General features: G+C 41.1%; 15 protein-coding genes and 1 pseudogene. 7 read left to right on the top strand and 9 right to left on the bottom strand.

Features of this window, described 5'->3' with window-relative positions; all coding sequences use genetic code 11:
* Nucleotides 1–195: 195 nt before the first annotated feature.
* The 5 genes from pstB to HWQ38_RS31675 form a co-directional block, all read right to left on the bottom strand.
* The gene (gene pstB, locus HWQ38_RS31695) at nt 196–975 is read right to left on the bottom strand and encodes a phosphate ABC transporter ATP-binding protein PstB (RefSeq protein ID WP_292801778.1); all 780 of its coding nucleotides are present in this window, start codon (nt 973–975) and stop codon (nt 196–198) included.
* Nucleotides 976–1,012: 37 nt separating this feature from the next.
* Nucleotides 1,013–1,891 (bottom strand): phosphate ABC transporter permease PstA, encoded by an 879-nt coding sequence (pstA, locus tag HWQ38_RS31690; protein ID WP_292801776.1) that lies wholly within the window; start codon nt 1,889–1,891, stop codon nt 1,013–1,015.
* 80 nt (nt 1,892–1,971) lie between these two features.
* On the bottom strand, nt 1,972–2,973 hold the full coding sequence (gene pstC / locus HWQ38_RS31685) for a phosphate ABC transporter permease subunit PstC (protein WP_292801774.1): 1,002 nt from the start codon (nt 2,971–2,973) through the stop codon (nt 1,972–1,974).
* 248 nt (nt 2,974–3,221) lie between these two features.
* The gene (gene pstS / locus HWQ38_RS31680; protein ID WP_292801772.1) at nt 3,222–4,265 is read right to left on the bottom strand and encodes a phosphate ABC transporter substrate-binding protein PstS; all 1,044 of its coding nucleotides are present in this window, start codon (nt 4,263–4,265) and stop codon (nt 3,222–3,224) included.
* A 372-nt stretch (nt 4,266–4,637) separates the two neighbouring features.
* On the bottom strand, nt 4,638–5,612 hold the full coding sequence (locus HWQ38_RS31675) for a stage II sporulation protein M (RefSeq protein WP_292801770.1): 975 nt from the start codon (nt 5,610–5,612) through the stop codon (nt 4,638–4,640).
* A gap of 80 nt (nt 5,613–5,692) precedes the next feature.
* On the opposite strand from HWQ38_RS31675, the gene HWQ38_RS31670 reads away from it, so the two are divergent.
* Together HWQ38_RS31670 and HWQ38_RS31665 are read left to right on the top strand one after the other, a co-directional pair.
* Complete coding sequence (locus HWQ38_RS31670) at nt 5,693–6,538, top strand: hypothetical protein (protein WP_292801768.1); 846 nt, start codon at nt 5,693–5,695, stop codon at nt 6,536–6,538.
* Nucleotides 6,539–6,583: 45 nt separating this feature from the next.
* Complete coding sequence (locus HWQ38_RS31665; protein WP_292801766.1) at nt 6,584–7,354, top strand: RDD family protein; 771 nt, start codon at nt 6,584–6,586, stop codon at nt 7,352–7,354.
* A 295-nt stretch (nt 7,355–7,649) separates the two neighbouring features.
* Here HWQ38_RS31665 and HWQ38_RS31660 read toward each other — a convergent pair whose 3' ends face one another.
* The gene (locus tag HWQ38_RS31660; protein ID WP_292801764.1) at nt 7,650–8,441 is read right to left on the bottom strand and encodes a DUF1868 domain-containing protein; all 792 of its coding nucleotides are present in this window, start codon (nt 8,439–8,441) and stop codon (nt 7,650–7,652) included.
* 222 nt (nt 8,442–8,663) lie between these two features.
* Here HWQ38_RS31660 and holA point away from each other — a divergent pair, with 222 nt between their 5' ends.
* Together holA and HWQ38_RS31650 are read left to right on the top strand one after the other, a co-directional pair.
* The gene (holA, locus tag HWQ38_RS31655) at nt 8,664–9,653 is read left to right on the top strand and encodes a DNA polymerase III subunit delta (protein ID WP_292801762.1); all 990 of its coding nucleotides are present in this window, start codon (nt 8,664–8,666) and stop codon (nt 9,651–9,653) included.
* 112 nt (nt 9,654–9,765) lie between these two features.
* On the top strand, nt 9,766–10,248 hold the full coding sequence (locus HWQ38_RS31650; protein ID WP_292801760.1) for a DUF4168 domain-containing protein: 483 nt from the start codon (nt 9,766–9,768) through the stop codon (nt 10,246–10,248).
* A gap of 513 nt (nt 10,249–10,761) precedes the next feature.
* Here HWQ38_RS31650 and HWQ38_RS31645 read toward each other — a convergent pair.
* Nucleotides 10,762–13,119: a glycoside hydrolase family 31 protein gene (locus HWQ38_RS31645; protein WP_292801758.1), complete on the bottom strand. Its 2,358-nt coding sequence runs from the start codon at nt 13,117–13,119 to the stop codon at nt 10,762–10,764.
* A 554-nt stretch (nt 13,120–13,673) separates the two neighbouring features.
* Between HWQ38_RS31645 and HWQ38_RS31640 the strand changes: the two are divergent.
* The 3 genes and pseudogenes from HWQ38_RS31640 to HWQ38_RS31630 all read left to right on the top strand — a co-directional run.
* Nucleotides 13,674–13,872, top strand: a pseudogene (locus tag HWQ38_RS31640) (Rieske 2Fe-2S domain-containing protein); the annotation flags it as partial.
* A 720-nt stretch (nt 13,873–14,592) separates the two neighbouring features.
* Nucleotides 14,593–15,423, top strand: a complete 831-nt coding sequence (locus HWQ38_RS31635; protein WP_292801756.1) for a phytoene/squalene synthase family protein — start codon at nt 14,593–14,595, stop codon at nt 15,421–15,423.
* 634 nt (nt 15,424–16,057) lie between these two features.
* Nucleotides 16,058–17,662, top strand: coding sequence for a serine/threonine-protein kinase (locus HWQ38_RS31630; RefSeq protein WP_292801754.1), 1,605 nt, complete (start codon nt 16,058–16,060; stop codon nt 17,660–17,662).
* A gap of 381 nt (nt 17,663–18,043) precedes the next feature.
* Here HWQ38_RS31630 and recA read toward each other — a convergent pair whose 3' ends face one another.
* Both recA and HWQ38_RS31620 read right to left on the bottom strand, forming a co-directional pair.
* Entirely contained in the window at nt 18,044–19,120 is a 1,077-nt protein-coding gene (recA, locus tag HWQ38_RS31625; protein ID WP_292801752.1) for a recombinase RecA, read from the bottom strand.
* Between the two features lie 380 nt (nt 19,121–19,500).
* Nucleotides 19,501–20,318, bottom strand: an 818-nt coding sequence (locus tag HWQ38_RS31620) for a hypothetical protein (RefSeq protein WP_292801749.1), incomplete at its 5' end; no start/stop codon positions are given.

Genomic DNA, 20,318 nt, shown 5'->3' with positions numbered 1-20,318 from the left:
TAATATGGAGAGTAATGACTATCAGAGTGAAAAAGCATCTAGGAGTTGATAGTGTTCTTTTTGCGATCGCTCTTGGTAATCCATCTGCGCCATTTGCACGCGGACATAGCGATCGCAATTAACGTGTAAGAGCAAACGTATTGAATCTGGGAACCTGTGCAAACAGGATATTAAGACTTCACGCTAGGACATACTTTAACCGAAACGCCCGGAAATGTAGTCGCGGGTGCGGGGGTCTAATGGGTTGTTAAAGATTTGCTCTGTAGCGCCAAATTCAACCATTTGACCAATCCGACTTTCATCTGTGCTGAAGAAAGCCGTAAAATCAGAAACGCGAGCGGCTTGCTGCATATTGTGGGTAACGATCGCAATTGTCAACTGAGACTTCAAACTATGGAGCAGTTCCTCAACTTTCATCGTAGCGATCGGGTCAAGAGCCGAGCAAGGCTCATCCATCAGCAGAACTTTCGGCTTGACTGCTAAAGCACGGGCAATACATAATCTTTGTTGTTGACCACCAGAAAGCCCTAAACCGGATTTATCCAACTTATCTTTGACTTCATTCCAAAGAGCAGCACCTTTGAGGGCAGATTCGACAATTTCATCTAATTCTACTTTGGAATACCTGCCTGCTATCCTCATACCGTAGGCGACATTTTCGTAAATACTCAGGGGAAAAGGATTCGGTTTTTGAAAGACCATACCAATTTGGCGGCGTAAGCGATTGATGTTGACACGAGGAGCATAAATATTCTGACCAAAAAATTCTACATCTCCTTCAACTTTCACAGGCCCTTCTAATTCGCTAATCCGATTCAGAATTTTGATAAAGGTAGATTTACCACAACCACTAGGGCCAATAATTGCGGTTACTTGATTCTGACAAATATCTATTGATACCCCTTCGATCGCCTTGATTGTGCCATAGTAAAAGCTGATATTTTTAACTTTGATAGCTGGAATTAGGTTATTCATACTTGCCCAAGGTGCGAAACAAAACAAAAATTTATTTTTAGTTTATTCTTCTCTGTCTAATAACTAAGCGAGACAGAATACTGACACATAAAATTAAGCAGAGTAGAACTATAGAAGTAGTCCATACTAATTGGCTTTTTTCCGGGTCGGGGTCGTTGTAGAGGTTAAAAATTAATACTGGTAAGGAAGCTGTTGGACTTAAGAATTCTTCTGACCAATCTAGACTAAATAAAGCAGTAAAAATTAAGGGTGCTGTTTCACCAGCCGCACGAGCTACAGCTAATAAAATGCCTGTAGTAATTCCGGGAATTGCAGCAGTTACAACGATGCGAAAAATAGTTTGGAAGCGAGTTCCACCTAAAGCAGCCGAGGCAAGGCGTTGAGATATGGGAATAAGTTTTAAAGATTCTTCTGTTGTCAGTATAATCACAGGTAGCATAATCACGGCTAAAGCAAAACCACCTGCGATCGCACTAAATCCTTTAGTTACCAAAACTATCACACCGTAAGCGAATACGCCTACAACAATTGAAGGCACGCCTGTTAAAATACTGCTGATAAAACGAACAAGCTCAGTAATTGGGTTGGTTTGACTAAATTCTGCCAAGAAAATTCCTGTCATTATCCCTGTGGGAATGCTTAAAATAGCACCAATTAATACCATGATTATGGTTCCCAGTATGGCATTGCCAAAGCCATTATCAATCACTGCTTTGACAAACATATCTGATTTCAGTCCAGATATTCCCCGGACGAGAATTTCCCATAAAATTGATAATAAAGGAATCAATGCTAAACCTGTCAAAGCAAAGGCGATCGCATTCATTGCATAAGTAAATATTACTCGCTCTCTTGGCAGAGGACTGCATAATTCTGTCGCCAATTCATCAGTTTCAGACTGGATGGAACCACTCATATTTTTTACAAATTTTGATTGATAAACGTCTTGCTACATTGAGATGGAAATATTTGTAGCAACATTAAACTGAAATAGGATTATTTATTTTTCCTGCCAACCCACCTCACCAAGAGTACAGCGCCAATATTTACAGCTAGAGTTACGCCAAACAAAATCAATGCCAAATAGCTGAGAGCGCCTATATGCAATCCCGGTTCAGCTTCAGCAAATTCATTAGCTAATACAGAGGGAATTGTATAACCTGGATCGAGTAAAGAAGCACTGATTTGAGCCGAGTTACCAATTACCATAGTCACAGCCATTGTTTCGCCCAAAGCACGTCCTAAGGCTAGCATTGCTGCACTCACCATTCCAGAAAATCCAGCTGGTAGCAAGACTCGAAAAATTGTTTCCCAACGGGTGCCACCCAAAGCCATAGATGCGCTACGTAATTCTTTAGGAATAGCCATTAAGACATCACGAGTAATTGCTGCCATTGTCGGCAAAATCATGATCGCTAGAATAATTCCAGCAGTCAACATATTAGTCCCCGAAGGGTCTTCTGTATTAAACAGAGGTATCCATTTCAATGTGCTCGAGAGCAACTTTTGTAGAGGTTCTAGAACTGGAATAAAAACAAAAATTGCCCATAAACCAATAATCACACTGGGAATTGCTGCAATTAATTCAACAACAAATGCTAAAGTTGTTCGTAGCGATGAAGGTAAGAAATTTTCACTCGTGACTAAGGCTACTGCTATTCCCACTGGGACAGCGAATAAAATAGCGATCGCACTACTCACCAAACTTCCATAAATATAAGGTAATGCACCAAAAATCTGATTACCTGTATCCCAATCTTGACCCCATAAAAACCCCAGCCCAAACTGTTTAATGGCTGGCAGAGCTTCGTGTGAAATTACCCAACTCATCATAAATAGGACTGCAACAGTAATCACGGCAAAAAAGTATACTAGCCGTGTAAAACCTTGGTCAAACCATAAATTTGTGCCGCCGATAGCTGTTAAATTGAAATTTTCATCGCCTAGATTTGAATTATCTGATGAATTTCTGTCGGCTGGTTCAGATGAATTTGCCATTACAAATCAATAAAATAGATTTTTTTATTACTAATAGAGTGAATTAATAACTCACTCTATTATCAGAGGAAAGTATTCATCAGTGCTGAGTGAAATTATAATAGCCTTTCCTAATCACATGAGATATATCATAGCCCCCTCCTCGCAGGCGGGGAGGGGGTTGGGGGTGGGGTTCTTGTACATCAATCACAAGGTTCGATAACTGCTATATTGTTTTTTACTCAGCACTCTTTCGATAAGATTGCAAATTAAGGCTTGACAGAGCTATTTACTGTCTGAAGCACCCGATTTACCACATCAGATGGAATTTTGGTGTAGTTGAGGTCATCGTTATATTGTTGCCCGTCTTTCAATACCCAATTGATCCATTTCTTGACAGCATCAGCTTTGGAAGCATTAGCATACTGTTTGTAAACCAACATCCAAGTAAGACCTACAATTGGATAACCCTGTGCTGGTTCTCCGACGAAAACGCGGTAGTTTTCGGGGAAATTCACAGTTGATAAAGCTGCATTTGCAGATTCTAAAGAAGGAGCAACAAATTCTCCTTTCTTATTTTGTACCAGTGCTGATTTCAGGTTATTTTGGACAGCGTAGCTATATTCTACATAACCAATAGAACCGGAAGTACGAGATACTAAAGCAGCTACACCTGGATTGCCTTTACCTTTGAGGACGTTTGGCAGATTCCATTTGGGAGCAGTGTTAGTTCCAACTCTGCCTTTAAAATAACCACTGGTAGCACTCAAGTGATTGGTGAAAATGAAAGTTGTACCGCTACCATCAGCGCGAACAACAAATTTAATTGATTGATTTGGTAGATTTACGCCCGGATTATCAGCTTTAATTTTTTGGTCATCCCATTTGGTAATTTGACCTGAGAAAATTGCTGGTAGTGTAGCGCGGGACAATTTAAGATTATTAACCCCAGGAAGATTGTAAACAACAGAAACGGCACCGCCTGCTGTAGGTACTAAGATTACACCGTTCTTGACTTTAGCAATTTCATCATCTTTCATTGCAGCATCACTACCACCAAAGTCAACAGTTCCAGCGATGACTTGACGAATACCGCCGCCGCTACCAATTGCTTGGTAGTTAATTTTTAAGTCGGGATATTTCTTCTTCACTTCACGAGCATAGCGTTCGTAAAGTGGAGCCGGAAAAGTTGCTCCTGCACCATTGAGAGTTTCAGCATGTGCGATCGCACCAGAAAATGGACTAAGTGCAACAGAAGTTGTCATCACTGAAGTAGCAATGACACGATTCAAAATGGTAGTCGAAAAAATCATATTACCTCTAATTAAAGGAATACTTTTATGCTGTAATTTCAGCATTCAAATAACTTACATTTTTTATGGTTAAGGATGAATAAACAAAAGATTAATAGCTGATTAAATCTTGCTTTTAAACATTCCTTAATCTTTTGTTTATTGATATTTCATTAACTAGATTACTTTAGCAAAAATATGCTGATGAAAAATTTAAATAATTAAAATTGAAAAAATAACCCAATTTCAAAATTATACTTCAGTGTAAGAATAGTAAGGAACGTGAGTTAAATAAAATGCAAAACTTCATCTTGATCTAGCTTCCCTCTCCTTTATAAGGAGAGGAATTGAAGGTGAGGTAAGCCAAGGACAAATATTTTTTAAATTTACCAATCAGCCGCCATCTAAATTATTTGATGTTTGCTTGCGACTACAATACAGCACCAAAAGGACAAACAATGCCATTCCGACCAGATATTTAATCGGTTCAGGTATGCTGGGATTAGGAGAAAAAAAGCCTTCGATCGCACCAGCAATAATCAACATTGGTACAATCCCAAATACTAGCTGCACCGCCTGCGAACCATACAATTTCAGTGCATCCCCACGGCGATATTTACCAGGAAATAAAATTGCTCTTGCTAATAAAAATCCTGCACCCCCAGCAAAAAAGATCGCGGGTAATTCCAAAGAACCATGCCCAAACACAAACGCCCAAAAAGGATAAGCCAGATTATTTTGACCCACCAAAGTACCAACAGCACCAATCAATAAGCCATTAAATACCATCAAATAAGTTGTATATGCTCCAGCCGTCATGCCACCAGCAACAGCCCCAAAACACACCGACAGGTTATTGATCATAATACTGCTGGATGCCAGAGGTTCAACGCCGACAATTGACCCCATCCACAATTTATGCTCATCTCGCACCTTGGTAATCAAACTTTCAGGTACTATCAAGGACATAAAACTAGGATTTTGCCAGGAATACCACCAAGCCACTAGCGCCCCCAGTAGAAACAGCGCCGTTGCAGCAGCAATATATGCAAATGTTTTCTGAACTACAGATGGTAATCCCCATCGGTAAAATTCCAGAATTGCCTGCCATTCCTGTCGGCGCGAACCTTGGTAAATCTGCGTATAAGCACGAGTTGTTAAAGATTGTAAACTTTGGATTAAAGTATTGCCGATTTGTTGTGTGCGGGCACGAGCTAAATCAGCCGCCACTGAACGATACAAACTCGCTAACTCTCTAATTTCTGCTGCTCGTAAGGATTTTAACCCTTTTTTTTCTATCTGCCTTAATAGGGCATCCAGACGTTGCCAATTCGGTTCTCGTCGCGCAATCCAACGTTGAATATTCATGAATTTTGGGAACACTGAGTTTAACTTAGCTTAAGATAGCCTCAACTTCATCTCCGTAGTTTCATGGGAAATTTACTATTATGTCTGAAAACTTTGGATCTTCCAGTTCCATACAACCACTGAGTGTTGGGAATGTTGTCAGTGCTGCGGTACGATTGTATCGTTCTCATCTGAAGACTTATCTAAAACTGGCTTTAATTGCTCACTTGTGGGTTATAGTTCCGATCTACGGCTGGGCAAAATGTGCAGCTATCTCTGGACTAATTTCACGCTTGGCTTTTGGAGAATTGGTTTACCAACCTGAAAATGTCCAAACTGCTAGTAGCCATATTAATCCACGTCTTTGGTCATTTTTAAGAGTTGCTTTCCAAGTAGGAATATCTATACTTGTAATTTATTTGGGACTAGCGATCGCGGGTGGTATCGTGGGTGGCTTGCTGGGAGTAGTATTAGGAGGGATACTAGGTACTACAGGTGTTATAGTTGCAACTACATTGGCAATTATTGTAACGGTAGTTATTATGCTGTTGGGACTAACTTGGTTCTACTCGCGTTGGGTAGTAGCTGAGGTACCGCTAGCTGTTGAGGAAAATATCAATGGTGGCGAAAGTGTTGCCAGAAGTTGGGACTTAACTAAAGCTTCAGTACTTCGCATTCAGGGCGTTGTTTTAGTTGCCTGTGTCGTTACATTTCCGTTAGTATTTGTATTTAACTATATACCCCAACTATTCCTAATAAAGCTTGAGCGAGGTTCTACTATCTACGGAATTGTATATGTTATTTCTTTGATCAGCGGCTTAGTAGGTGGAGTTTTTGTGATGCCATTCTGGCAAGCACTAAAAGCTGTTTTATATTTTGACTTGCGTAGTCGGCGCGAAGGTCTAGGTTTGCAATTACGAGAACCTCCCTTGCAGGATTTTCGTTAACTCAACACCTTAATTTAACTCTATTAATTTTGAATTAGTTAAAATATGCGCTTTTTTAATCGCATCACATTCCAGACTCCAGAAAGTGTAGAACTGGAATTTACTCTAGCGGGAATCGGCAATCGAGCTTTGGCACTGCTGATTGACTATACAGTTTTGACTGTAACCTTACTTGTGTTTTTCCTTTGCTGGACTCTCTTTTCGACGCAACTGTTCAATTTTTTTGAGGCTCGGAATTTAGCAATTTGGTTAATAGCAATTTTATTCATTATCGCTTTTGCAATTTACATCGGCTATTTTGTATTTTTTGAAACCTTATGGTTTGGGCAAACCCCTGGTAAACGGGTTGCTAAAATTCGCGTAGTTCGAGATGATGGTAGACTCATCGGGCTACAACAAGCAACTCTACGTGCCTTACTGCGACCCTTTGATGAAACTTTGTTTATTGGCGCATTTTTAATTATGTTTGGCCGTCGAGAAAAGCGCTTAGGTGATTTGGCAGCTGGGACAATTGTGATTCAAGCCCAAACACCGACTGCATCAGCAACATTAATAATTTCAGAACAGGCTAAGGTACTTCATGAACAGTTAATCCAAATTACCGATTTATCACCATTGATGCCTGATGATTTTGCTGTTATTCGTGAGTATTTGCAGCGACGTGGTGCAATGTCCTTAAAAGCAAAAGCCTCATTATCTTTAAAGTTAGCCGAGCAAGTTGTAGCTATTATTAATTTAAAAAAGTTGCCAGAAGGTATTACACCTGATGTATTTTTAGAAGCTGTTTACCTTGGTTATCAACAACCGGAATTTTAAATGCAAATAAACTATAAAATTCCTGTTGGATTTGTGAAAAATTAAAGGCTTAGATTACCGATTTTTCTAAAAGGTTGGAAATCTTATTGTTCTTGCCAAGTAGCCGTTCTCGGTAGCGCTTCTCGTTAGTATGGAATAGACTTTGACCTCTCTCCTAAAAGGAGAGAGGCTTTGAATTTTACTCCCCTTCTCTTGTAGGGAAGGGGTTGGGGGTTAGGTCTATATTAGACTCAACTGAGAACCGCTATATTAGCAAATCCAAATTTAATGTTGCTCAAATGATATGCGGATCAGATCAAAAATCTAAAACTGGCCAGTCTGGTTCACGATAATAGCGGGTCATGTCATTAAACTTCCGTAATTCGACGCGATGAATTAAAATTTCTGGCAAATCTAACAGCCATTGTTCATTCAATTGAGAAAGCATTGTGCTGAAACTTGTGCGGTCTAAGTCAGATGAAACCTCCCCAAAATACGCTAATGTAATATGGGCTGTAAAGTGATAATGCTGCTCAATACCCAAAGCAATTAACTTGGGGTTCTGATAAATTGTTCGGCGAAATTTACTAATTTCCTCGTAGCAGCTTTCATCCTTGGGTACTAAACAAACGGCTACAGCTCTTGGCATCAGTATTAGTCCCAAGATTTGCCATTTAATCGGATGACTCCTGTTTGTCATCAATTGTTGATATTGCTGAAACATTTCGGCTAAACAAGAGTGTAACTCCTCGTCAAATTTGGGATTTTTTTCGTAGGCATCAAGGTAAGCATTGTCCCAAATTAAATCCGCTAAAGTTAGATGGAAGCTAGCAGGAGGTACAGGTACAATCAAATTACGGTTTACAGGCAACTGTAAAAGTTCCTGTTGGTAAGTCTGTAATTTGGCATAGAAAGCAGAGTTTTGTGATTCTTCTTCTGCCGCAGGCGGGGTAATTAGCGTATAGCCAGGAAAGGCTGTTGCTTGTATTAACCCAGAATCTGGCTGAAATTTAGAAGATTCCTGAATATGCTGAACTTGCGATCTGTAGGCTTCTGGCAGCGTTAGTCGTGCTAACCGATTTAAGTAAGTTTGATAGTTGTCGTCCAATCTTTATAGCCTCACGCTCTCACTTGATAGATTTTAGGGAAAATTATCCCGATTAACAGAATGATTTCAAAAGTATTTAGTTTTTAGGAGTGGGGAGTGGGGGGACAAGGGGGAATTATTGAACAAGTCTCTCCTTTGTCTCCCCCCCTCTTCCTTGTCTCCCTTGTCTCCCTTGTCTCTTCTTCATGCCCCATGCCCAATGTCCCAGTAAGAGGTTTGTCTATGCCAATCTATGTTTACTGGGGTGAGGATGATTTTGCTATCGAAAAGGCGATCGCTATGCTGCGCGATCGCATCCTCGATCCCCAATGGATTAGTTTTAACTACTCTTCATTCCCCCCAGATCAAGCTGATGCTGCGATTCAGGGCTTAAATCAGGTGATGACACCCACTTTTGGCGCTGGTGGGCGCTTGGTATGGCTGATAAATACTACTCTGTTTCAGCACTGTCCAGAGAATGTATTAGCAGAATTGGTGCGATCGCTACCTGTCACCCCCGAAAACTCATTTTTATTGCTCACCAGCCGTAATAAGCCAGATGAACGCCTTAAATCCACGAAATTGTTAAAACAGTTTGCTACCGAGTTCCAAGAATTTCCGCTCATTCCCCCTTGGAAAACAGAATTGCTGGTGCAATCTGTTAATCAAGCAGCCCAGACTGTGGGCGTAAAACTGACTGCCAATACTGCCCAGTTGTTGGCAGAATCCGTAGGAAATGATACACGGCTTCTCTACAATGAGTTAGAGAAATTGCGGCTATATGCCCAAGGTAGCAATAAGCCTTTAGATATAGATACTGTTACAAAGTTAGTCAGAAATACTACTCAAAATAGCTTACAATTAGCAGCAGCAATCAGAACAGGAGATACAGCTAAAGCTTTGACAACCTTGGCGGATCTGATCAATGCTTCTGAGCCGGGATTACGGATAGTTGCCACACTGATTGGACAATTTCGCACCTGGCTATGGGTAAAGATTATGATCGAAAGTGGTGAGCGCAATCAACAAGCGATCGCTCAAGCTGCTGATATCGGTAATCCTAAACGGATCTACTTCTTACAACAAGAAATCAGGCTGCTTTCTGTGCAACAGTTAATCTCTTGCTTACCCCTACTACTGGAGTTGGAAGTCAGCCTCAAGCAAGGAGCATCAGATATGTCAACACTCCAGACTAAAATAATCGAACTTTGTCAAGTATGTCGAGGCAATTGACAATCAAATATAAAAGCTTGATGTTGTATTGAGTAGTTGCTGGAACTTCCAACTCTGAAAATAATTCAAAGTTCTTATAAATATCCTGATGTAGTTTTGTGTCACACACTATATGAAGAAAATTTCCGATTTATTTTCCCGACATAGCCGAAAGCGAATCCTTTCCCAATCATTCTTTTTGGGCGCGATCGCTACTGCAGGTGTGATTTTAAACGCTTTTTCATTGAGTTTAAAAGCTGATGGTCAAACTCCATTACCAATAGTTAACAATACTGAAATTGATAGTTACGCTCAAGCCGTGCTAGCAATGGAGCCAGCACGTCAAAATGCTTTTGAAGAAATTAAAAAACTTATTGGCAATGGAGAAATTCCCAAGATTGTTTGTAACGATTCTAACAGCTTTAATGGTCTTCCAAAGAAAGCTCAAGATATTGCAGTCAATTACTGTACTCGCGCTCAAAAAATTGTCGCAGATAATGGTTTGAGCTTTGATCAGTTCAACAAAATTACTCTAGAACTACAAAATAACAATATGTTAAAACGGCAGGTTTACGATAGCCTATTACGTCTGCAACAAACTCCTGAGTCCCGGTAGTTAAAACATCGCCCCAATACACAATAATTATTCATCTTGAAATAAAAATATCCGAGGGCATGGGGCTTAACAATTCAAAATTCAAAATGACGCTCTCTACGAGACGCTAAAAGCGTAGCTTGCAACTCTTACAGAGTACGCGGACTCGCTAACGCTACGCTAACAAAATTCAAACATTTTAGACATTTTCAGACCTTCGCGTAGCGTCTCGTAGAGAAGAGAAGTGCCTTGCGTATTTTCCAAGAGTTGTGGCAACTACGTTCGATTTTAACCCCGATGGTTCCTGAGCCTGTCGTTCGCGTAGCGTCCCGCCTTCTAAGGACTGAAACTGGCGCTACCTATATAGGTAGGGGTCTTAAACCCTTTGATTTACGATGAAGAAGAGACAAGGGAGACAAGGAAGATGGGGGAGACAAAGGAGAGACTTGTCCCCCTTGTCCCCCTGCATATTTTTTGTTGCACAATTTAGAGTAATAGATAATGGTGGCTCAATAAGCCAGCTTTGTGAGTATTTCAGAATTGCAGGCTACGTTGCTTACCATCATCTTGGAAACGTTGCTCTCCAATACCAACAAGTTCTACAATCACTTGACGCGGTGAAGGTGTCCATTCCCCAACTCTTGCTTCAATTTCTACTACTGTTTGATTTTTATCAGTAAATACGCTGATATTTACTAACGAAAAGTTTTTATCTTGATACTCGTTTGTGTGTCCATCATCTTCAAATAGCTGATATTTATTATTACCAGGCCAAATCCGTAATCGAATCTCGTCGAGCGGGGCTTGATCAACGTATTGGCTGACAGGTTGCATCGGAACGATCGCACCACTACGGACATACAGTGGCATTCTTTCCAATGGTGCATGAGCCAGAATATGAATCGGGCCTTCATAGCGATCGCCACTCCACCAATCATACCAAGTGCCAAGCGGTAAATAGACAGATCGATGCTCAACTCCAGGGCGGTAAATTGGTGCAGCCATCAGCGACGCACCTAGCAATACTTGATCGTAGAGAGTGTAAGTTTTCGGATCGTTGGGGAAATGGTATAATAATGGTCTTAAAATCGGTGCGCCTGTTGTTGCCGCTTCCCAAAAAAGATTATAAATGTAGGGAAGTAGTTGATAACGTAGGTTAATATATTCTCGACAGATATTTTCAACGCGATCGCCAAATACCCAAGGTTCATGACGAGCAGTAGACATTGCCGAATGTCCGCGCATCAACGGGTAAAGCATTCCTACCTGCATCCAGCGAGCAAATAATTCTGCTGTGGCGTTACCAGCAAACCCGCCAATATCGCAACCCACAAACCCCACACCCGAAAGTCCCATATTGCAAAGCATCGGCAGAGACATTTCTAAATGCTCCCACAACGATTGGTTATCTCCCATCCATACAGAAGACCAGCGTTGCACACCAGCATAACCCGATCGCGTTAACACAAACGATCGCTCTGAGCCTCGATGCCGTTGCAAGCCTTCATAACAAGCTTTAGCCATCATCAACCCATACAAATTATGCACTTCTCTATGAGTAGAAGAAGATGCAGGAATATCCCCCTCATCCCCCTCATACCCCTGCGGTGCATCTAGGGGAAACCAAATCTTTTCACCATCATCGCCGAAAGGGCGATCGTTTATGGCAGGTTCATTCATATCATTCCAAATTCCTGCCACACCAATATCAGTTAAGCTTTTGTGTAAATCAGCCCACCAAACACCCACATCAGGACGCAAAAAGTCAGGAAAAACAGCTTTCTCAGGCCACACATAACCGTGGAACAACGCACCATCAGCTTTACGCACAAAATAGTCGTTTTCTATTCCTTGGTCAAAAACATCATAATTGGCTTCTGGTTCATACTTCACACCAGGATCAATGATCGTGACTGTTTTGAAACCATTTTCTGCTAAATCACTTATAAGTTTTGCCGGGTTGGGGAAGCGTTGAGGACTCCAAGTAAACACCCGATAACCCCGCATATAGTCAATATCGAGGTGAATAACATCGCAGGGAATGCGGCGCTGACGAAATTCCTTTGCTAGTTCCCGCACAACAGTTTCTGATTCGTAACTCCAGCGACATTGATGATAACCTAGCGCCCATTTCGGCGGTAATGGCATTCTCCCAGTTAGCTGAGTGTAAGTTTCCAGGATTTGGGCAGGTTCGGAACCATAGATAATGTAATAATCTAATTCATCGCCGCGAGTTTCCATCTTCCAAACCCCCGGTTGTTCAGCACCGATATCGAACTGACTCCAAAAAGTGGTATTGAAAAAGATGCCATAGCTTACCTCTGGGCGCAAAGCCATAAAAAATGGAATTGCTTGGTACATTTCATCAGTCAGTGCATCATAATCTAAGGCATCCGTTGTCCAGTTGCTTTTTACCTCGCTGAGTTTATCTAGAAAGCCTGTGCGTTCACCAAAGCCATAGAAATGTTCGTCGGCTGCAATTTCCTTCCACCCCGCAACTGCGCCCATCCGCCAACCCATCCCCATCTCTGCATCTTGGGCAAAAGGACGATTAGCTTTGTCAAAACAGGCGATGCGAGACTTTTCTCGCTGAACACATACACGAATCTGTGCTGTTTCAATTTCTACCGTTGCTTCAGTTTCCCGCACCGCAAAAGGTGTTATTGCCCATTCTGCATCATCCAGTGTCACTGCCCAAGAACGGCGAGGCATAAATTCCCCAGTTGGTGCAAAACGCACGCGGATTAAATTGGGAGCAAGTACACTGATGATGAGGCGTGAGTCGCCACAGTCAAAATTAATAATATTATTGTCCCAGGTTACAGCTTTTACATTGCTAACACTTGTCCAAGGTTGGTTAGTAGTGGGTAATTTTCCGAAATATTGCGGCATATCATTTATTAAGCAGTTAACACTTGTCAGCATTCATGATTACAGAGATACTCAGCCTAAAACTCTTTCTTTCGCTAGAAGTTGGGTGAAAGATTAGCAGATATTTTTTTAGCAAGAGTAGTTCTGGTAATGCACAAGCTGTTGTTACCACACAGATTTCTGTCATTATGAACGCATAAGCTGTCGTTACCACACAGATTTCTGTCATTATGAACGCACAAGCTGTCGTTACTACACCAAGTTCTGTGGTTATGAACGCACAAGCTGTTCTTACCACACTAAAGAAATACCAAAGAATAAATTATCTGATGCATAGTAATTAATCCGAATAAAGAAATACCGTTTTCAATTAATCCAAATGTTCCTTTCCAAAGTAGCAACCAAATGATTAGTTGAAAGCCCTGAATAGATCCGGCTTCTGCAGCAGTAGCGATTAGTAATATTGTATATCTCTCTAGCAAAAGATTTGATTAAATTGGGTGACACCAGGAGATGTTGATTCCGTTGAAAAAGCTGCTCCCGGTAGAGGTGCAGTGGTGCAGTGTGGTTTAACAAAAGTCGCAGCTTACCGAGATGAAAACGGCACACTGCACGAATATTCTGCAATCTGTACTCACCTCAACTGTATCGTCGCCTGGAATTCCTCAGAAAAGACCTGGAATTGCCCCTGTCACGGTTCGCGGTTTGATAACGCAGGCACAGGTAATCAATAGCACAGTGATTAATGGGCTGACATCAGTGGAAAACAAGTAAAAAGTGAAGACTATAGCTTTAGCTGCTCGAAACAACTACTTGAATTTCCATATCTTGAGACCCGTGAGAGGTCAAATATTCACAAATATTTTGTTGAGTTGTCAATCTCGTAAATATACGGGAACTTCTTGTTCTAGGTTATGGTCACTTTATGTCACCTGAAACAGCAATCCGGCTTCCACTGTAACCGTTCAAGCTCCGGCGTAACCCAACCCAAGTATTGCAGCCCTCTATGTCCAATTTAACTGGCCTTAACTCTTCGGCAAGCCGCCGTTCGCATCTAAAGGTGCGTATAGTTACTGTTATCCGTTACCAGCTTCTGCTAAATTGTCATTATATATACAATAATTAGACTTTGTTAGTCAGATTAACGCAGACTTAAAACGCTTTCAAATCCCGAAAATGGATGTTTGCTCAGAGAAAAATTTCGCGGTAATCAACCAAATATTAGCAGAAGTCTTTATATATAAACTAAAAGTTGATGAAAGCTATATCAAACAACACCTGGCGCATTTTTGCAACCAAAAACCTATATACTAGATTAGACTTTGATAAATTTGAGAGTTTTGTTAATTGCAACACCAAAAACTATTAATTTTTAGATGAAATACTAGCGTATCTTATGGTCTATAGTTTTTAAGGTTTAGTCAAAACTATATCCAGTATCATCAAAAAACTGCAAACTTCATGTGGTGCAAAAATCAAGTGGGGAGTGAAAACATGAATTTACGTAGAGATGCATTGCAAATCCTCAAAGAAACTAGCCGAACTTTTTATATTCCAATTAGTCTTTTACCGCCAGGATTGCAAGAAGCAGTAGCATCAGCATATTTGTGTATGCGTGCCATTGATGAAATTGAAGATCATCCTGAACTAGATAACGCTACCAAAGCAAAGCTGTTAAGAGCGATTAGCCTGACGTTACAGACAGGAGTTGATGGCTTCGCGGTAGATGCTTTCTTTGCGGGATTTAGCGGGTATGAGAATACGTTAGAAGAAGTCACTGTGAGGATTAGAGAATGGTCGCTGCTAGCACCAGAGACCATTGCACCTCGAATTTGGGATGCCACTGCTGCAATGGCAGACCGGATGGCTTACTGGGCAGAAAATAACTGGAAAATTTACACAGAATCCGATTTGGATCGTTATACCTTTGGGGTTGCAGGTGCAGTGGGATTGTTACTATCGGACTTATGGACTTGGTATGATGGAACCCAAACTAACCGTACCCAGGCAATTGGGTTTGGTCGGGGTTTACAAGCAGTTAATATCCTGCGTAACCATACTGAAGATTTAGGGCGTGGGGTAGACTTTTTCCCAGAGGGTTGGAGTGCAGCAAATATGCAAGAGTATGCGCGGCGCAATCTAGCCCTGGCAGAAGCTTACACCAAAGACCTTCCTACAGGACCTGCCTTAGATTTTTGCCAAATTCCCTTAACCTTAGCTAGTGGCACTCTTGATGCTCTTGCTAATGGTAAAGAGAAACTCAGCCGCAGTGATGTTGTTGCACTTATCGAACAGCTGATTAGTGTGAACATGAAAGCCAGCTAATAATCTCTTAACGAGTAATGGAGATGATTTTAAATTGCCTCCAAATTTGGGCATCCAAAATCCTACAGCGATTTTCTGTAGGGGAGCCAGTTGCTCTACTTAGGGAAACCTCAAGTAGAGCAACTGGCGTTGGGCACTGCCCTCCAATACTTTTAAATACCAATTCTCCAAAATAAGACTACATAGGACTTACGCAAAACTACACGCGGTAGGGGCAATTCATCAATCATTGGTGTCAACTTCAGAAAAAATCTGCTTTGAGAAGACGTTTTGCCCTCATCCCCTAACCCCAAATCCCAAGTTGGGATTCAGGGAACTAGATAATTCGCTCCCCTCTCCCAAAATTGGGAGAGGGGCTGGGGGTGAGAGTCAAACCTCGGTTAAGATAGCGTCATTACGAATTACGAATTGGTATAAAGTAAACTAAATACTACTTGAGAATGTTAAGTATAATAAATCATCTTGTTGTGGCGATCGCTTGACATAATCTCAGTTAAACTTTATAAAATCTTCAAAGATTTCCAGCAAAAATTACCTTGCAAGAGTTGATTAATATTTAAATAATTGAAACAGAGTATAACAGAAAGAGAGTATAACACTCCCGGTGATTATTCGTGCAGCGAGTTGAGAGTGCATGAGCTACTGCTTAAATCCTATCTGTCCCAATCCAGAAAATTTGGTAAATAGCCAAAGGTGTCAGTCTTGTGGCTCCCAACTACTATTGCGCGATCGCTATCAGGTGATCAAACCATTAGGTCAGGGTGGCTTTGGAGCAACCTTCTTAGCCAATGATCAAGGCTTACCCGGAGAACCGAGTTGCGTAATCAAGCAATTACGGCCATCAGGAAGCACCCCACAAGTTTTAAAGATGGCTAGAGAACTCTTTGAGCGAGAAGCCAAAACTTTAGGTAAGATTGGCAATCATCCCCAAGTACCAAGATTGTTAGACTATTTTGAAGATCATGAACAATTCTATTTAGTTCAAGAATACATCAGTGGTGATACTTTGCAGGAGGAGGTCAAACTTAACGGCATCTTGAGCGAAACTGGAGTCAAGCAATTTTTGAGCGAGACTCTGCCATTGCTGCAATACATCCATGAGCAAAAGGTGATTCACCGTGATATCAAGCCAGCCAACTTAATTCGCCGCACTCAAGATGCCAGAATGGTACTCATCGACTTTGGTGCCGTCAAAGACCAAGTAAGCCAAGCTGCGGCAAGTCAATCAGGACAGACAGCATTAACTGCCTATGCGATTGGTACTCCTGGTTTTGCACCTCCAGAGCAAATGGCTATGCGTCCAGTTTACGCCAGTGATATCTATGCACTGGGGGTGACATGCATTTATTTATTGACTACCAAAACTCCTAAAGATTTAGATTACAATCCCAATACTGGCGAGATGATGTGGGAACAGCTTGTGCAAGTGAGTGACCACTTGACCAAGGTATTGCGAAAAATGTTAGAGGTGTCTGTACGTAATCGCTATCAATCAGCAGCAGAAGTTCTCAGAGCATTGGAAATAGAACCATATTTAGATAGTTTAGCAAAGGGTTTACTGACTAAATCTGATAGTCGATCTAAAGAGCGAACACACAACCACCGGGAAAATTCTGCTGTTTTATCTAACAACCCTTCTACTGGTGTTACCGGTGTAGGAGTGGCACAGGTAGCAGCAGCAATTCGCGCTAGACGAGCCAAGGCAGCGGAAGTTGCCGGATTACAGCAAGGTTCTGGGATGACCAAATCAACAATTCTAGCTAACAGCAACAGCAATAGTTCCCAAGTTCAAAATTCTCAAATTCAGAGGAAGTTAGATACCCAAGGTTTATTAACAGCCTATCTCAAAGGAAGACGGGATTTTGCCCTACACAATTTAAATTTGCTGAACCTGCAAGGTGCTGACTTATCGCAAACAAATTTCCATTCCGCTCAATTGCAAAAAACCAATCTCCAGGGAGCTAATCTCCAAAATAGTGACTTTGGCAGAGCCAGTCTGACTCGAGCAAATCTCAAGGATGCTAATTTAACCAAAGCATACTTTAACCATGCTGATTTAGAAGGGGCAGACCTGCGAGGTGCAGACCTTAGCAATGCTTATTTCAGCAATGCTAACCTGCGAGGAGCTAATCTGTGTGGTGCTAATCTCACCAGTGCCAAAATTTCTGATGAGCAGCTAGCGCTAGCAAAAACAAATTGGATGACCATCCGCCCCAATGGTAAACGAGGCTTGTTGTAAGTTGAAAGTTGGGATTTCGGAGCTATGCTATTCAACATCTTGATTTCAACAGTACTATTGGCTTGTTTGTAAATGGCGATCGCATCCGTCTAGGCAATCATTCGTGACAAGTTAAAGCTAAAATTTATCACAACTTCACTTCAAAACTGAAATCAGAAATTTTAGACCACTTTTTTAGCAGACAAATACAATAGAATCCCAGCTAAAAAATTGAAAATTATCTGATTCCAACTAAAAAAGCCATAAAAATGATTGCTCGTCATACAGAAGCAATCATTTTTATGGCTTGCTGTAACTTCATCAATACCTTGAAAAAGGTGGGTTAACTGTCTTTGTAACCCACTACAGATTAAAAGTTGCAGATTAATAAATCCACATTCCTTATTCTTCTGGCTCTAAATCCACTTCTTCTTCATCTTCTTCACTGGGTTTAGCTACAGAGTTAGCAGAAACAACAGCGCCTTTATCTAGCTTTTCACGCACCAGTTGCTTAATTTGTTCCGCAAATTCAGGCTTTTCTTCTAGATACTTAATGGCGTTGTCTCGTCCTTGAGAAATGTTGTCGCCATTGTAGCTGTACCAAGCTCCCTTGCGGACAAGCACGCCAGTTTCTTCTGCCAAGTCTACAATACAACCCAAGGTAGAAATTCCTTTGCCAAAAATAATGTCAAATTCCGCAATCCTAAAAGGCGGAGCTACTTTATTTTTGGCGACTTTGACTTTAACGCGGTTCCCAAATTCTTCTGTACCTTTTTTTAAGGTTTGAATCCGGCGAATATCCAAGCGCACCGAAGCGTAGAACTTCAATGCGTTACCGCCAGTTGTGGTTTCTGGACTACCGTAAGTAACACCAATTTTTTGCCGCAACTGGTTGATGAAAATTACTGTACAACCAGATTTACCAATGTTACCAGTAATTTTACGTAGGGCTTGGCTCATCAACCGCGCCTGAAGACCAACGTGGATATCACCCATATCGCCTTCAATTTCAGCACGAGGAACTAGTGCTGCTACTGAGTCAATTACTACAATATCAACCGCAGCAGAGCGAACAAGCTGATCGACAATTTCTAAAGCTGATTCGCCAGTGTCAGGTTGGGAAATTAGCAAGTTGTCAATATCTACACCCAATGCCGCAGCATAGGTGGGATCAAGGGCGTGTTCAGCATCAACAAAGGCAGCAATTCCGCCATTTCTTTGCACTTCGGCGAGTGCATGTAGCGCTACTGTAGTCTTCCCGGAACTTTCCGGCCCATAAATTTCAATTACCCGCCCCTTGGGTAAACCACCACCCAATGCTAAATCCAAGGTGAGCGCCCCACTAGAAATTGTCTCCACCCGCATCCGGGTAGCATCGCCCAGGCGCATGATTGCTCCTTTACCAAAGCTGCGCTCAATCTGGTTAAGCACCATAGTCAGCGCTTTTTGCTTGCCTGAAGTATCGGTGTTGATAGCCATTCCTGCTTCTAATGCCTCTAAATATATGGTTTTAAGGAGTGTTGCTTTGGGAGTTTGAGTAGAACAGATATACTATTTTAACCAGAAAATTCTGGAATAGGAGTTCTCAAATCAAAAAAAGGGTATGACAAGATCGTAACTCGATCGCTACCAGATTAGGGTAGCGCTACTTGACAATTTTGGAAACAGAGTAATTTTTTAACCGCAGAGGTACGTAGAGTATACTCTACCTGATGCTATTATCGTGCAATAGCCTGAATATTACTACCCCTACCTACTGTATATGGAAACGGGCGATAGGATGACAAGACAACACCGTTAAGAGCGCCAATGCTAGTTCCAGCAATAAAAGGAATATTATTAAGTAATAATTGTTTTTATTAATCAGCTTTGTGTATTAAATCTGACTGTTTTTTAATGAATTTTTTTTCAAGCATTTCATTTGTTTGAGAAGGAAAACTTACTGCTTTACAAAAATAATTAGATACTAACATAGCAAATTTTATAAGAAGTAAATCTTCCTTTGTTCTATTAGCTAAAAAATCTCTGCCATGATATACATCAAGTGCTGCTTCTCTCATTATTTGAGGTATATAAAAACAAAGACGAGGATTTTCCAGCATATTTCTAACAAGATTCAGAAAACGATCCCAAAATGGAAGAGAAAGTGCGCCTTCCGGTCCTGGCTGTCGTCCTTTAGTAATTAATATTTCGTGCCTAAGTTTAGCGAATAAGTCGTATTGTGATTTTCCACCCCAAATTATAATCTTTAGAGCGTTGTCAAGTTCGTTAAGTGTTTTAGGTTGTAAATACTGGTTAAAAATCATGCCCACACACTCAGCTAAACCAATAGCAAATAATCCTGTAGCATCTAAAGTAAGGGCAAGATGCTCAGTTTTATTAGGATCTATTTCCTGATAAACAGTTTGCGCCTCTCCAATTACTTTACGTATTAATTGAAGCCGATTTTCTTCATTCCAAGCATAACTATATATATACTCACAAAAATTTTTCAAATTTTGGTACTTATTATGAATGAATCTCAATCCATTTATTGAATTTAGGGATAGATTATTTTGTGATGAACCCACAGGATAAACTATTATTTTGTCAAAGCTATCAAATTCTACTTCATCAATAAGACAGGACTTACGCAACTGGCACAAATAGCGGGCAGGGCGCAGCCTTGACACGCGAC

The sequence above is a fragment of the Nostoc sp. NMS7 genome, from assembly GCF_017115085.1.
Lineage (GTDB): Bacteria > Cyanobacteriota > Cyanobacteriia > Cyanobacteriales > Nostocaceae > Nostoc.
Note: the sequence above shows the minus strand (reverse complement) of the source record. Positions and strands in the feature narration are given on the sequence as shown.

Coding starts and splice junctions, on each gene's coding strand:
- pstB (WP_292801778.1), bottom strand. CDS start 975: ATGAATAACCTAATTCCAGCTATCAAAGTTAAAAATATCAGCTTTTAC.
- pstA (WP_292801776.1), bottom strand. CDS start 1,891: ATGAGTGGTTCCATCCAGTCTGAAACTGATGAATTGGCGACAGAATTA.
- pstC (WP_292801774.1), bottom strand. CDS start 2,973: ATGGCAAATTCATCTGAACCAGCCGACAGAAATTCATCAGATAATTCA.
- pstS (WP_292801772.1), bottom strand. CDS start 4,265: ATGATTTTTTCGACTACCATTTTGAATCGTGTCATTGCTACTTCAGTG.
- HWQ38_RS31675 (WP_292801770.1), bottom strand. CDS start 5,612: ATGAATATTCAACGTTGGATTGCGCGACGAGAACCGAATTGGCAACGT.
- HWQ38_RS31670 (WP_292801768.1), top strand. CDS start 5,693: ATGTCTGAAAACTTTGGATCTTCCAGTTCCATACAACCACTGAGTGTT.
- HWQ38_RS31665 (WP_292801766.1), top strand. CDS start 6,584: ATGCGCTTTTTTAATCGCATCACATTCCAGACTCCAGAAAGTGTAGAA.
- holA (WP_292801762.1), top strand. CDS start 8,664: ATGCCAATCTATGTTTACTGGGGTGAGGATGATTTTGCTATCGAAAAG.
- HWQ38_RS31650 (WP_292801760.1), top strand. CDS start 9,766: ATGAAGAAAATTTCCGATTTATTTTCCCGACATAGCCGAAAGCGAATC.
- HWQ38_RS31645 (WP_292801758.1), bottom strand. CDS start 13,119: ATGCCGCAATATTTCGGAAAATTACCCACTACTAACCAACCTTGGACA.
- HWQ38_RS31635 (WP_292801756.1), top strand. CDS start 14,593: ATGAATTTACGTAGAGATGCATTGCAAATCCTCAAAGAAACTAGCCGA.
- HWQ38_RS31630 (WP_292801754.1), top strand. CDS start 16,058: ATGAGCTACTGCTTAAATCCTATCTGTCCCAATCCAGAAAATTTGGTA.
- recA (WP_292801752.1), bottom strand. CDS start 19,120: ATGGCTATCAACACCGATACTTCAGGCAAGCAAAAAGCGCTGACTATG.